This is a genomic window from Shinella kummerowiae (genome assembly GCF_009827055.1).
In the GTDB taxonomy this organism is placed as follows: Bacteria; Pseudomonadota; Alphaproteobacteria; order Rhizobiales; family Rhizobiaceae; genus Shinella; species Shinella kummerowiae.
The window spans coordinates 207987-220246 of sequence record NZ_WUMK01000008.1; the positions used below are offsets into that span (position 1 = coordinate 207987).

The window sequence follows — 12260 nt, forward strand, 5'->3', positions numbered from 1 at the left end:
TCATAGTCCCGGCCTCGCCAGCGAATTGAGCGCCGCCGCCGTCATGGCGCTGCCGCCGAGACGGCCGCGCACGATGGCATAGGGCACGCCATAGGAGTTTTCCGCCAGCGCATCCTTGGATTCCGCCGCCCCGACGAAACCGACCGGCATGCCGAGGATCGCCGCCGGTTTCGGCGCACCGTCACGCAAAAGTTCGAGCAGGTAGAAAAGCGCCGTCGGCGCGTTGCCGATGGCGACGACCGAACCGGCCAGGCGATCAAGCCAGAGCCGGATGGCGGCCGCCGAGCGGGTGTTGCCGCTTTCTGCCGCAAGGGCCGGCGTGCGCGGATCGCGCAAGGTGCAGAGCACCTCGTTATCGGCCGGCAGGCGGGCGGCGGTAACACCGCGGGCGACCATCTCGGCATCGCAGAAAATCGGCGCACCGCTTTGAAGGGCCGCGCGGGCAGACGTCACGAAATCCGGCGAAAAGACGAAATGCGGCGCGGCCTCCACCAGGCCGGCAGCGTGGATCATCCGCACGGCAACATCGGCCTCCGCCTCGGAAAAGCGTGAAAGATCGGCCTCGCTGCGGATGATCGCAAAGGATTTTTCATAGATGGCGGTGCCATCCTTGATGTAGTCGTACTGGGTCATGATTGGCCTTGATATGCGGAAAGAAGAGCCGCTGGCGGAGTGCGGTCGAGGAGGTTTCTCGCGGTCTCGCCCTCCGCGCGGCGCGCGCGTAAAATACTGCCGAGGCGATGGATAGCCGGCTTCAGATCATCAGCCGCGATAATAGCCGAGGGTGCGTCACTTGCCCGCCCGTCCAGGATGAGGCCGACACCTGCCGCCGTGCCGCACAGCGTGACGGCGGCAGGTATCGGATGGGCACAGCCTTTCGGGCAGCCGGAAACGTGCATGTCTATGGAGCCATCCAGCAAGACGCCGGCTTCGGCGACCAGCGCATCGGCGGCGATGCGCGTGTCGAAGCTGGCCGAGGCGCAGCCGGCGGCGCCGGCGCAGATGGAGATGGTGCGGCCCGGCGCGTTTTCCGTGTTCCAGAAACCGTTGCGATCGGCGCAGGCCCGGGCGGCGGCGAGCGTTTCGTCGGAAAGGCCGCGCACCAGGAGGGTGCGATGCGGTGCAAGGCGAAATTCCGCGGCGCCGCAGGCGGAAAGGCCCGCGACAAGCGCCGCAAGCCGGTCGGCCTGCATCTGGCCATAGGCCGGCGCAAGGCCAAGCACGGTTTCACTGCCGATGCGGTGTACACCAAGCGGATGGGTGGACGGGTGCGACGACGCAACCTGCATCGGCGCCGCACCCAGCACCTTCGCCAGCAGGGCAACATCCAGATCACGGCCACGGGCGGCAGGACCGATGGCGGCAAGCGCGGCGATGACGGTCATTGCACCATCCAACACGCCGTCCTTCGGCAGCAGGGCGACAGGCCTTGCGCTTTGGCGATCGCCACCGACCGACAGACGCCATGCCACGCCTCTCTCGGCGGGAACGGCATCAAGCCGGAGATCCGCAATCATGTCGGCAAGGCAAAACATGCCGCCGCCGTCGACGACGACGGCGAGTTTCGGCGCCAGGGTGAACGCTGTTTTGGAAATCGCCTGGCGCAGGGCCTTGGCAAGCGGCGCGGCATCGGTGATTTCGGACGGATCGACACCGGCAAACGGCGGGACCTCGATGGCGACGCCCGTCTGCAGGACGATCCCTGCGGCCGCAAGACCGGCCGCCAGATGCGGCACCGAAGCCTCCGTCAGGCCGCGAAGCTGGAGATTGCCGCGCGCGGTGATTTCGATCAGACCGTTGCCATGGGTGCGGGCGAGACCGGCAAGGGCAAGCAGGTCATCCGCCGTCAGCGCGGGCGCGGCGGGGCGCAGGCGCACCAGCAGGCCGTCGCCCGTCTGCATCGGCGTGGCGATCGAGGGGCAGGCGCCACGGCGCAGCCCGCCGGTATCACGCTGGTCGAGGGCGAGCGTCACGGTCATGCCGGCCCCTCCTCCGCCTCGGTGGCGGGACGACGGATCAGGTAGGTATCCATGATCCAGCCATGTTTTTCGCGCGCGGTGCGGCGGGTCTCGCTGATGGTCTCGGCCATCTCGGCCAGCCGGCCGGAAAGCAGGATTTCGTGCGGCGTGCCGAGATAGGCGCCCCACCAGATCTCGGCCTCCGGATCCGTCACCGTTCGAAACGCCTGCACGCCATCCAGCATGACCAGCGCGTCACGCGAGGAGTCCGGCCAGCCCTCGGCAAGCCGGCGGCCGGTGGTGATCTCGACCGGCAGGCCGATGCGGTTCAGCGCAATGCCATGGCTGGCGCAAAGCGCCTGGACACTGGTGATGCCGGGAATGACCTCCATGTCGAAAGCGACGCGGCCGGCGGTGCGGACATGGTCGATGATGCGCAGGGTGCTGTCGTAGAGCATCGGATCGCCCCAGACGAGCAGGCCGAGCGTCTCGTCCTCGCCGACCGCGTTCAGCAGCGTGCGCTCGTAGATGGCAGCGATGGCGCGGTGCCAGTCGTTGACGCCGTCCTCGTAGGACCCGTCGGCGCGGCGCACCGGCACGGCATAATCGAGGATGCGGCAGGCGGGGTTGGTGAGGAACCGGTCGCAGATGTCACGGCGCGCGTCGGCGAGAAAGGCCTTTTCATCGCCCTTCGTCGGTATAAGCAGCACATCCGATCGGTTCAGCGCATTGATCGCCTGAACGGTCATGTGCTCGGGATTGCCCGCGCCGATCCCGATGACCCGTATCGTTCTCAAACTTCTGTCTCCCGTGCGGCTCGCGCTCCCGGTCTGCGGCCCGATTTGGGTCCCGCACCCCTTCCTAATCCCAAAAGCCGGCGGAAAACAGTCCCCGGATCGCGTCCTTTGCCGGTCTTTTTGAGACCTTTACGCCGCCTCGCGATTGCTGAGATAGGCGCGCGGGGAGGAGCCGAGCATGCGTTTGAACATGGTGGTGAAGGCAGGCACGCTTTCATAGCCGGCTTCGAGCGCCACGCGCGTCACCGGCTCGCCGGCGGCAAGCCGTGGCAGGCAGGCGAAAAGGCACGCCTGCTGGCGCCAGGTCACGAAACTGACCCCCATCTCCTCGCGAAAGAACCGCGTGAAGGTGCGTCGGCTCATGTTGAGACGCCGCGCCCAATCGTCGATCTTCGCCGCCGGCGACGGCTGCTCGACGAAATCGCGGCAGAGGCCGGCAAGCCGGCCGCTCGCCGGAAAGGGCAGGCCGAGGCGGCGTTCGGGCAGCCGGCCGATCTCGTCGAGCAGCAGCGCCATCACCAGTTCCGCCCGGTTGCGCTCCTCGGAAAGCACGCCCTTGCGCACGGCTTCCGTGATGAGTTGCCGGGCAAGGTCCGTCACCTCCAGCACGGTCGGCTCCTGCGAGGCGGCGCGGCCTTCGGGCGAATAGATATAGACCGAACGCATGCTGACATCGCTGTACATCTCGACGGAATGTTCCAGCCCGCGCGGGATGAGCAACGTATGGCCGGGCGGGATCATCCAACGGCCGCGATCCGTCGAAACCAGCACGACGCCGGCAAAGACGCAGAGGAATTGCGTGCGGCGATGCCGGTGCGGCGGCACGGTATAGCCGCCCGGAATGTCCGAACTGTGGACCAGAACGTCCTCGTTCGACTGTTCCATGCGGGAAAGATTGCGAATGTGATCGTCATCGAGCGCCTTGAGGCGCGCTGCCGTCAATTTTTCCATCTTTGGCCCACTCGCGTAAGAAATGGACCTCACCACAAAAGCAGGCCGTTGGCAATCCTTGTATGGGAGCGGCTAAGACGCCAACCCCGGGCGGATCATTCGAGGCTACCCATGTCGACTGTCGTTCCCGCAGCACCCCGCAGCGCTGCCACCACCACCTATTCCATCATCGTCGCCGTCAGCGCCTGCCATATGCTGAACGACATCATGCAGTCGCTGCTAACGTCGCTCTATCCGCTGCTGAAGGAAAACTACGCGCTCGACTTCGTGCAGATCGGCCTGCTCACCATGGCCTTCCAGGTCACCGCCTCGCTGCTGCAGCCGGCCGTGGGCATCGTGACGGATCGCTGGCCGATGCCCTTCTCGCTGCCGGTCGGCATGGGCAGCACCTTTGTCGGGCTCATCATGCTCGCCTATGCGCACTCGTTCCCCGTGCTGATCTTCGGCGCCTGCCTGATCGGCCTCGGCTCGGCGATCTTCCATCCGGAATCCTCGCGCGTCGCGCGTCTTGCCTCCGGCGGACGCCACGGCCTTGCCCAGTCGATGTTCCAGGTCGGCGGCAATGCCGGCACGGCCATCGGTCCGCTGCTCGCCGCCTTCATCGTACTGCCCTTGGGCCAGACCAGCGTCGCCTGGTTCTCAGCGATCGCGCTTCTCGGCATGGTCATCCTGACCTGGGTCGGCAACTGGTATGCCGGCGAACGCCGCTTGTCCGCTGGCCGCCCCGCCGTCAGTCGCCAATTGCCGTTGCCGCGCGGGCGCGTCGCGTGGGCGCTCGCCGTGCTCGTTCTGCTGACGACAACGAAGAATGCCTATCTCGCGAGCATTTCCAGCTACTTCACCTTCTACACGATCGAGCGCTTCGGCCTCGACGTGCAGCAGGCGCAGCTCATGCTGTTCCTGTTCCTCGGTGCGTCTGCCGTCGGCGTGTTCCTGGGCGGCCCGATCGGCGACCGGTTCGGCACGCGCTTCGTGATCTGGTTCTCGATCCTCGGCGTCATCCCCTTCGCGTTGATGCTGCCCTATGCCAACCTGTTCTGGACGGGTGCCTTGACGGTGCTGATCGGCTTGATCTTCTCGTCAGCCTTCTCCGCCATCGTCGTCTTCGCACAGGAGCTGATCCCGGGCCGCGTCGGCATGATCGCCGGCATCTTCTTCGGCTTCGCGTTCGGCGCGGGCGGCCTGGGTGCCGCCCTGCTCGGCGGCGTCGCCGACAGCCGTGGTATCGAATACGTCTTCCAGATTTGCTCGTATATGCCGCTGCTCGGCATCCTCACGATCTTCCTGCCGCGCCTGCCCGGCAAACACTGAGGCCATCAAGAACGAACGCCCGGCTTCCGCCGGGCGTCAGGTTTCTTGTTGGGCAGAAGCGGTTCTACTACTCGCCATCCGAAGTCGATCAGATAGTATTGCCTCATTCCGTCGCCGAATTCCAAATTGGAACGCCACCAAACCCATTTTGTGTTATCTCCAATGTGAGCAAGCCAAAGGTAGTGTTGAAATGAACGAGTGGCGGGAAGTTCACGTCGGTTTTGAAGGTGATGACTTGAGAATCGGCAAAATTGAAGTTTGGCGGCAAGACTGGCGCCGTACAGCAGAAGACGCGGTCCAGTTGCCTCATCCAAGCTATCAGAATCAGCGCCATCGGTTCGACATCTACGAAGCTGGCCCGGACCTTAGCCCGGTTCGCTTCGCAGCCGGTGAACTCTCGAACGGCGTATGGGGCTTCTACATCCCAGCCTAGGCAGCCTTTATCTCTTAAAACCGCGCGCCCGCGAAATGGGCGATCTGGGCGCCGAGTTCGTAATAGCCTTCGCGTGCGGCGCGGAAGGACTGCGCCTGGGGATCGCTGACCGGCAGCGGCAGGTCCATCTCGGCGATTTCGCCGGAGATCAACTGCGCCAGCGTGCGGCCGAACACCGTGCCCGGCGCGATGCCGCGGCCGTTGTAGCCGGAGAAGCCGATGACGTTTTCGGCCAACCGATGAAAGCGCGGCAGGTTGTCGGCGGTCATGCCGATCTTGCCGTACCACTCCGCTTCGAAGGCGACGTCACCGATGTCCGGAAACAGCTTCTTCAAGGCGCGGCGGGCCCAGGACTTGTGGATGCCGGTTCCCGTGCCGCGCAGCGCGCCGACGCTGCCGAACACCAGTCGGCCGCGTTTGTCGAAGCGGAAGGAGGAAAGCACCTCCTTCGTGTCCCACGCGCCCTGCTTTTCCGGCAGGATTTTTGCCTGCATCTCGGCGGAGAGCGGCACCGTGGCAAAATTGAAATAGGGCAGGTGGAGAAGCTCGGCACGCACCTCGTTCCAGGGCGCGACGGTATAGGCATTGGTCGCGACCACCACCCAGTCCGCCGTCACGGATCCGCGCGGCGTGTTGACCGTCCAGCGTTTGTCGATCCGCTCCGCACCCGTCACCGGGCTTCCCGTAAAGACCTGTGCGCCCGCGGCAATTGCCGCGCGGGACAGACCGCGCGCATAGGCGAGCGGCTGGATCGTGCCGGCGCGCATGTCGAGCAACGCGCCCGCATAGGCATCGGTCCCCACCTTCACCGCCGTCTCGGCCGCATCGAGCAGGCGCACCGGCGCACCGCGCCGCGACCATTGTTCCGCGCGTTGCTTCAATTCATCGAGGCCGGACTGGCCGACGGCACAGTGCAGCGTGCCGGCCGGGTTGATTTCACAGTCGATCGCGTGCTTCTCGACAAGGTCGAAAACAAGTCGCGGCGCATTGCCGAGCAGATCGAGCAACCGGCTGCCATAGAGATCGCCCAGCACACCCGGCAGCTCATCGGGCATGACCCACATGCCGGCATTGACGAGGCCGACATTGCGACCCGAACCGCCATAGCCGATTTCAGCCCCTTCCAGCAGGATCACCCGCACACCGCGCTCGGCAAGGTGCAGCGCCGTCGAAAACCCGGTGTACCCGCCGCCGACGATGACGACATCCGCATCCGCCTTGCCGGAAAAGGCGACCGTTTCGGGCGCGGGTGGGGCGGTCATCTCCCAAAGGCCATGGGAGCGCGGGTCGTTGAGCATGGTGGTCTGCTTTTCGGAAGGAGAAGGATCGATCTCCGCACAATCGACGATGCGGCACCATGACTAAAGCAAAAAATCAGAACGGGGTCATGCCCCGTCCGCATGACAGGCGGTCAATGCCGGTCGGGAACCTGATTGGCGATCCAGGCACGGAACGCTTGGCTCAGCGGATTTTCGAGCTTCCCCTCGGGCACGACGAGATAATAGCTGTTTTCCGTCTCCATCGGCCGGTCGAAGACGACGGCGAGCCGACCGCTCGCCAGCTCCTGCTCGATCAGGTAATGCGGCAGCAGCGCAAAGCCGAGACCGGCGACGGCCGATTCGATGACCATGGCGAACTGGTCGAAGCGGTGGCCGCGATAGGCGGTATCCGCCGAACCGCCGTTCAGCTCGAACCATTGCGCCCAGAGTTTTGGGCGCGTCGCGAGATGCAGAAGCGGTGCGGTCTCCAGGTCCTTCGGCTCGGAAAAATTCCAGCTTTTCAGAAGCTCCGGGCTCGCCGCCGGCAGGATGACCTCGCTGCACAGATAGGAGCAGGCGGCACGCGCCCACACCGGCTGGCCATAGTGGATGGCAAGGTCAAAATTCTCTTCGTCGAAATCGAACGGTTTCGAGCGCGAGGCGATGTTGACGATCGTGCCCGGATGCTCCGCCAGGAAGGCCGGAATGCGCGGCGTCAGCCAGCGGCTGCCGAAGGTCGGCAGCGTGGCGATGGAGAGGCTGTGTTCGGAGGAGGCGGACGCCATGGCGCGCAGCATAGTCTCTTCCGTCTGGTGCAGCAGTTTTCGAACTTCCGGCAGGAAGCGGCGGCCGTCGTCGGACAGCACCACGCGCTGGCGCACGCGCTCGAACAACAGCACGCCGAGCTGTTCCTCGAGGTCCTTGATCTGGCGGCTGACGGCGCTCTGCGTGAGGTTTAGCTCGTGCGCGGCCTGCGTGAAGGAGCCGTGGCGCGCGGCGCATTCGAACGCTTGCAGCGTGGTGACGTCAGGGATCAGCCTTCGACTGAGCTTCATTCTTTCCTCGCATCAACATAGTCAGAACGGTCGCAATCGCTTGGGGAAACGATCCAGTATGATCCGTTTTGAGAATGAACAGGGCCCTCCCACCCTTGTAAGATGAGACCGCTTCCCATGAAAGCAAATTCGTACGTTTGCGCCGACAAGATCCGCTCGGATTTCTCCGCCGCCATGTCCGCCATGTACCGCGACGAGGTTCCGGCCTATGGCACGCTGATGGCGCTGGTGGCCAAGGTCAACGGCGCGACGCTCGCCGCCGACCCGCATCTCAAGACCCGCCTCGAAGCGACCGATTCGCTCGACCGCATCTCCGAAGAGCGCCACGGCGCCATCCGCCTGGGCACCCCGGAAGAGCTGTCCCTGATGCGCCGCGTCTTCGCCGTCATGGGCATGCTCCCGGTCGGCTACTATGACCTTTCCACCGCGGGCGTTCCGGTGCATTCCACCGCCTTCCGCCCGGTCGGGGCGACAAGCCTCAGCCGCAATCCCTTCCGCGTCTTCACCTCGCTGCTTCGCCTCGATCTGATCGCCGACGAGAAGCTGCGGGAGGAGGCTGCCGCCGTTCTCGCCGCGCGCAAGATTTTCACCGACGAGGCCGTGAAACTCGTCGAAAAGGCCGAGCGTGACGGTGGCCTCGATGCCGCCGACGCCGCCCGTTTCGTCACGGAAGTGCTCGAAACCTTCCGCTGGCACGACCACGCCATCGTCAGCACCGACATGTACAAGCGCCTGCACGATGCGCACCGGCTGATCGCCGACGTCGTCTCCTTCAAGGGCCCGCACATCAACCACCTGACGCCGCGCACGCTGGACATCGACAAGGTACAGGCCCGCATGCCGGACGAAGGCATCGCCCCCAAGGCGATCGTCGAAGGCCCGCCGACGCGCAATTGCCCGATCCTGTTGCGCCAGACCTCGTTCAAGGCGCTGGAAGAGGCCGTCGCGTTCATCGGCAGCGATGGCAGCTGGCAGAAAGGCTCGCACACCGCCCGCTTCGGCGAGATCGAGCAGCGCGGCGTGGCGCTGACGCCGAAGGGCCGCGCGCTCTACGACCAACTGCTCAACGACACCCGCGCCCGCGTGCGCCCGGCCGCCGATGGCTCCAATGCCGCGGAATACGAAGCGGCGCTTGCCGACGTCTTCACGGCGTTTCCGGACGATTGGGACGGCATCCGCAAGGCGGGCCTCGGCTATTTCCGCTATTCGCTGACCGAAAAGGGCATGTCGGTCTCCGGCCGCAAGGCCGATCTCGAAACCGCCATCGAAGCCGGTCTCATCCAGTTCGACCCGATCGTCTACGAAGATTTTCTGCCCGTCAGCGCCGCCGGCATCTTCCAGTCGAATCTCGGCGACGACGCGGCCCAGGATTTCGTCGCAAGCCCCAACCAGGTGATGTTCGAGCGCGATCTCGGCGCGACGGTACTGGACGAATTCGCCCATTATGCCGGTATCCAGCGTGCATCGCTTGAAATGTGCCTTTCCATCGTCAACATGTCCGCCGCTGCAGAGTGACGGAGGACAGGATGACAGAGGCAAGCCATATCGAGGCCCTTAAGGGCCTGCTCGGCGAGAAGGGCCTTCTCACCGGAGCCTCGGACATGGCCGCCTACGAGACCGGCGCGCGCTACGACAAGGGCCGCGCCGCCTTCGTTGCCCGCCCGGCAACGACGGAAGAGACCTCGGCCACCGTCTCCTACTGCGTCAGGAACGGCATTGCCCTCGTCCCGCAATCCGGCAATACCGGCCTCGTCTCCGGCTCGACGCCGGATAGCAGCGGCCGCCAGGGCATTGTGAGCCTCGATCGCCTCACGGCGCCGTTCGACCTCGACCGCGTCAACCGCACGATCAAGGCGGGTGCCGGTGTTCGCCTTTCCGACCTGAATAGCAAGCTGGAGGACACCGGCCTGTTCTTCCCGATCGACCTCGGCGCCGACCCGCGCCTCGGCGGCATGATCGCGACGAACACCGGCGGTTCGCGCTTCCTCCGCTACGGCGACGTGCGCCGCAACACGCTGGGCCTCACCGTCGTTCTCGCCGACGAGGCCGGCACCGTGCTCGACCTCTCTTCGGATCTGCGCAAGAACAACACCGGGGTCGATTGGAAACAGCTCTTCATCGGCACGTCCGGCGCCTTCGGCATCATCACCGAATGTGTGCTGAACCTCGAGCCCGCGCCGAAACAGTCGGCAACCGCACTCCTCGTTCCGTCTTCGAACGAACAGGTTTCCGCCCTGCTCGTCGCCATGGAAGATGCGCTCGGCAGCTACTTGTCCGCCTTCGAAGGCATGTCCGGCAATGCGGTGCGTGCCGCGCTCGACCATGTGCCGTCGCTGCGCAATCCCTTCCAGGGCGGCATCGTGCCGGATTTCGTCATCCTCGCCGAAATCTCCCGCTCCACGCCGCCGCGCGAGGGCGAACAGCCGCTCGATGCGGTGCTGGAAGAGGTGCTCGCCGCGATTTGGGAGCGTGAGGATGCGCCGCTCGCCGATGCCTTCGTCGGCCCGCCGCACGAAATCTGGGCGCTGCGCCATGCCTTGTCGGAAGGCGTGAAACATAGCGGGCGATTGATCGCCTTCGATCTGTCGTTCCGCCGGGGTGACATCATGCCGTTCCTTGCCCATATGAAGGCGGACATGCCGGATCACTTCGAAGACGTGACGATCTGCGATTTCGGCCATATCGGCGATGGCGGCGTGCACTTCAATCTCGTCGTCGCCAAGGACGATCCGCGGCTTGCCGATCCCGATTTCGAGGCCGATCTGCGCGACTGGGTTTTCACTGTGGCGGTCGAGCAGTTCGACGGCAGTTTCAGCGCGGAACACGCCATCGGCCGCAAGAACCAGGCCTTCTACGACAGATACACCCCGGAAAAGATCCGCGAACTGGCGGCCGGGCTGAAAATCATCACATCGCCGGGTCCGCTCGGCGCCATGACCTTTTAACAAGACATCAGGGAGAATACCCATGACGAAAGTCGACGTGAAAGCCGAAACCGCCGCCCTTCTCGACAAGCTCGGCGTTGCCGCTGACACCTGGCAGGGGGGCGACATGGCCTCCTTCAGCCCGGTCAGCGGCGAGGAGATCGCCAGGCTGAAGACCGTTTCGGGCGCAGACACCGACAAGGCCATCGACGCCGCCCATGAAGCCTTCAAGGCCTGGCGCCTCGTGCCGGCGCCGAAGCGCGGCGAACTGGTCCGCCTGCTCGGCGAGGAACTGCGCGCATCCAAGGCCGATCTCGGCCGCCTCGTTTCCATCGAAGCCGGCAAGATCACCTCCGAAGGCCTCGGCGAAGTGCAGGAAATGATCGACATCTGCGATTTCGCAGTCGGCCTCTCCCGCCAGCTCTACGGCTTGACGATCGCCACCGAGCGCCCCGGCCACCGCATGATGGAAACCTGGCACCCGCTCGGCGTCGTCGGCATCATCTCGGCCTTCAACTTCCCGGTCGCCGTCTGGTCGTGGAACGCGGCACTCGCACTCGTCGCCGGCAATTCCATCGTCTGGAAGCCCTCTGAAAAGACCCCGCTGACGGCGCTCGCCTGCCAGGCGATCTTCGAGCGCGCGCTCGCCCGCTTCGGCGATGCCCCGGCGAACCTGTCGCAGGTTCTCATCGGCGACCGCGCCATCGGCGAAGCCCTCGTCGACAACCACAAGGTCGCGCTCGTCTCGGCCACCGGCTCCACCCGCATGGGCAAGGAAGTCGGCCCGCGTCTCGCCAAGCGTTTCGCCCGCTCGATCCTCGAGCTCGGCGGCAACAATGCCGGCATCGTCTGCCCGTCGGCCGATCTCGACATGGCGCTGCGCGCCATCGCCTTCGGCGCCATGGGCACCGCCGGCCAGCGCTGCACCACGCTGCGCCGCCTCTTCGTGCATGACAGCGTCTACGACCAGCTCGTGCCGCGCCTGAAGAAGGCCTATACCAGCGTTTCCGTCGGCAACCCGCTGGAAACCTCGGCCCTCGTCGGCCCGCTCGTCGACAAGCAGGCCTTCGACGGCATGCAGAAGGCGATTGCAGCGGCCAAGGCCGAAGGCGGTTCCGTCACCGGCGGCGAGCGCGTTGCCGATGCCGGCAAGGACACGGCCTACTATGTGAAGCCGGCGATCGTCGAAATGCCGAAGCAGGCCGGCCCGGTTCTCGAAGAGACGTTCGCGCCGATCCTCTACGTCATGAAGTATTCCGACTTCGACGCCGTGCTGGACGACCACAACGCCGTCTCGGCCGGTCTCTCCTCGTCGATCTTCACGCTGAACGTCCAGGAAGCCGAGCGTTTCCTTTCGGTCGACGGCTCGGATTGCGGCATCGCCAATGTCAACATCGGCACCTCGGGCGCTGAAATCGGCGGCGCGTTCGGCGGCGAAAAGGAAACCGGCGGCGGTCGCGAATCCGGCTCCGACGCCTGGAAGGCCTACATGCGCCGCGCCACCAACACGGTGAACTATTCGAAGGCCCTGCCGCTCGCCCAGGGCGTCTCCTTCGACATCGAGTAAGCCGA

11 protein-coding genes are annotated in these 12260 nt (G+C 65.1%); 5 read left to right on the forward strand and 6 right to left on the reverse strand.

Annotation, left to right across the window (positions count from 1 at the left end; translation table 11 throughout):
- The 4 genes from GR138_RS21280 to GR138_RS21295 all read right to left on the reverse strand — a co-directional run bounded on the left by GR138_RS21280 (window position 1) and on the right by GR138_RS21295 (window position 3706).
- Entirely contained in the window at window positions 1-633 is a 633-nt protein-coding gene (locus tag GR138_RS21280; RefSeq protein ID WP_160861274.1) for a precorrin-8X methylmutase, read from the reverse strand.
- The gene (gene cobG / locus GR138_RS21285) at window positions 630-1979 is read right to left on the reverse strand and encodes a precorrin-3B synthase (RefSeq protein WP_160861275.1); all 1350 of its coding nucleotides are present in this window, start codon (window positions 1977-1979) and stop codon (window positions 630-632) included. The genes GR138_RS21280 and cobG overlap by 4 nt, the downstream gene beginning before the upstream one ends.
- Window positions 1976-2755, reverse strand: a complete 780-nt coding sequence (gene cobF, locus GR138_RS21290) for a precorrin-6A synthase (deacetylating) (protein WP_160861276.1) — start codon at window positions 2753-2755, stop codon at window positions 1976-1978. Before cobF ends, cobG begins: the two co-directional genes overlap by 4 nt.
- A 129-nt stretch (window positions 2756-2884) precedes the next feature.
- Window positions 2885-3706 (reverse strand): AraC family transcriptional regulator, encoded by an 822-nt coding sequence (locus GR138_RS21295; protein WP_160861277.1) that lies wholly within the window; start codon window positions 3704-3706, stop codon window positions 2885-2887.
- Between the two features lie 111 nt (window positions 3707-3817).
- Between GR138_RS21295 and GR138_RS21300 the strand changes: the two genes are divergently transcribed.
- Together GR138_RS21300 and GR138_RS21305 are read left to right on the forward strand one after the other, a co-directional pair.
- Window positions 3818-5017, forward strand: coding sequence for an MFS transporter (locus GR138_RS21300; protein WP_160861278.1), 1200 nt, complete (start codon window positions 3818-3820; stop codon window positions 5015-5017).
- 190 nt (window positions 5018-5207) lie between these two features.
- Window positions 5208-5450, forward strand: a complete 243-nt coding sequence (locus GR138_RS21305; protein WP_160861279.1) for a hypothetical protein — start codon at window positions 5208-5210, stop codon at window positions 5448-5450.
- Between the two features lie 14 nt (window positions 5451-5464).
- Here the strand turns inward: GR138_RS21305 and GR138_RS21310 are convergent, their stop codons facing one another.
- Both GR138_RS21310 and GR138_RS21315 read right to left on the reverse strand, forming a co-directional pair.
- Window positions 5465-6748 (reverse strand): NAD(P)/FAD-dependent oxidoreductase, encoded by a 1284-nt coding sequence (locus tag GR138_RS21310; protein ID WP_160861280.1) that lies wholly within the window; start codon window positions 6746-6748, stop codon window positions 5465-5467.
- Window positions 6749-6861: 113 nt separating this feature from the next.
- Window positions 6862-7764 carry a LysR substrate-binding domain-containing protein gene (locus tag GR138_RS21315; RefSeq protein ID WP_160861281.1) on the reverse strand — a complete coding sequence of 301 codons (903 nt, stop codon included), beginning with the start codon at window positions 7762-7764 and terminating at the stop codon, window positions 6862-6864.
- A 117-nt stretch (window positions 7765-7881) separates the two neighbouring features.
- On the opposite strand from GR138_RS21315, the gene hglS reads away from it, so the two are divergent.
- The 3 genes from hglS to amaB are packed head-to-tail and all read left to right on the forward strand — an operon-like array spanning window position 7882 to window position 12255.
- Complete coding sequence (gene hglS / locus GR138_RS21320) at window positions 7882-9279, forward strand: 2-oxoadipate dioxygenase/decarboxylase HglS (protein WP_160861282.1); 1398 nt, start codon at window positions 7882-7884, stop codon at window positions 9277-9279.
- Window positions 9280-9290: 11 nt separating this feature from the next.
- Entirely contained in the window at window positions 9291-10709 is a 1419-nt protein-coding gene (locus GR138_RS21325; RefSeq protein ID WP_160861283.1) for an FAD-binding oxidoreductase, read from the forward strand.
- Between the two features lie 22 nt (window positions 10710-10731).
- Window positions 10732-12255: an L-piperidine-6-carboxylate dehydrogenase gene (gene amaB / locus GR138_RS21330; protein ID WP_160861284.1), complete on the forward strand. Its 1524-nt coding sequence runs from the start codon at window positions 10732-10734 to the stop codon at window positions 12253-12255.
- Window positions 12256-12260: the final 5 nt, after the last annotated feature.

Coding starts and splice junctions, on each gene's coding strand:
- GR138_RS21280 (WP_160861274.1), bottom strand. CDS start 633: ATGACCCAGTACGACTACATCAAGGATGGCACCGCCATCTATGAAAAA.
- cobG (WP_160861275.1), bottom strand. CDS start 1,979: ATGACCGTGACGCTCGCCCTCGACCAGCGTGATACCGGCGGGCTGCGC.
- GR138_RS21295 (WP_160861277.1), bottom strand. CDS start 3,706: ATGGAAAAATTGACGGCAGCGCGCCTCAAGGCGCTCGATGACGATCAC.
- GR138_RS21300 (WP_160861278.1), top strand. CDS start 3,818: ATGTCGACTGTCGTTCCCGCAGCACCCCGCAGCGCTGCCACCACCACC.
- GR138_RS21305 (WP_160861279.1), top strand. CDS start 5,208: ATGAACGAGTGGCGGGAAGTTCACGTCGGTTTTGAAGGTGATGACTTG.
- GR138_RS21310 (WP_160861280.1), bottom strand. CDS start 6,748: ATGCTCAACGACCCGCGCTCCCATGGCCTTTGGGAGATGACCGCCCCA.
- GR138_RS21315 (WP_160861281.1), bottom strand. CDS start 7,764: ATGAAGCTCAGTCGAAGGCTGATCCCTGACGTCACCACGCTGCAAGCG.
- hglS (WP_160861282.1), top strand. CDS start 7,882: ATGAAAGCAAATTCGTACGTTTGCGCCGACAAGATCCGCTCGGATTTC.
- GR138_RS21325 (WP_160861283.1), top strand. CDS start 9,291: ATGACAGAGGCAAGCCATATCGAGGCCCTTAAGGGCCTGCTCGGCGAG.
- amaB (WP_160861284.1), top strand. CDS start 10,732: ATGACGAAAGTCGACGTGAAAGCCGAAACCGCCGCCCTTCTCGACAAG.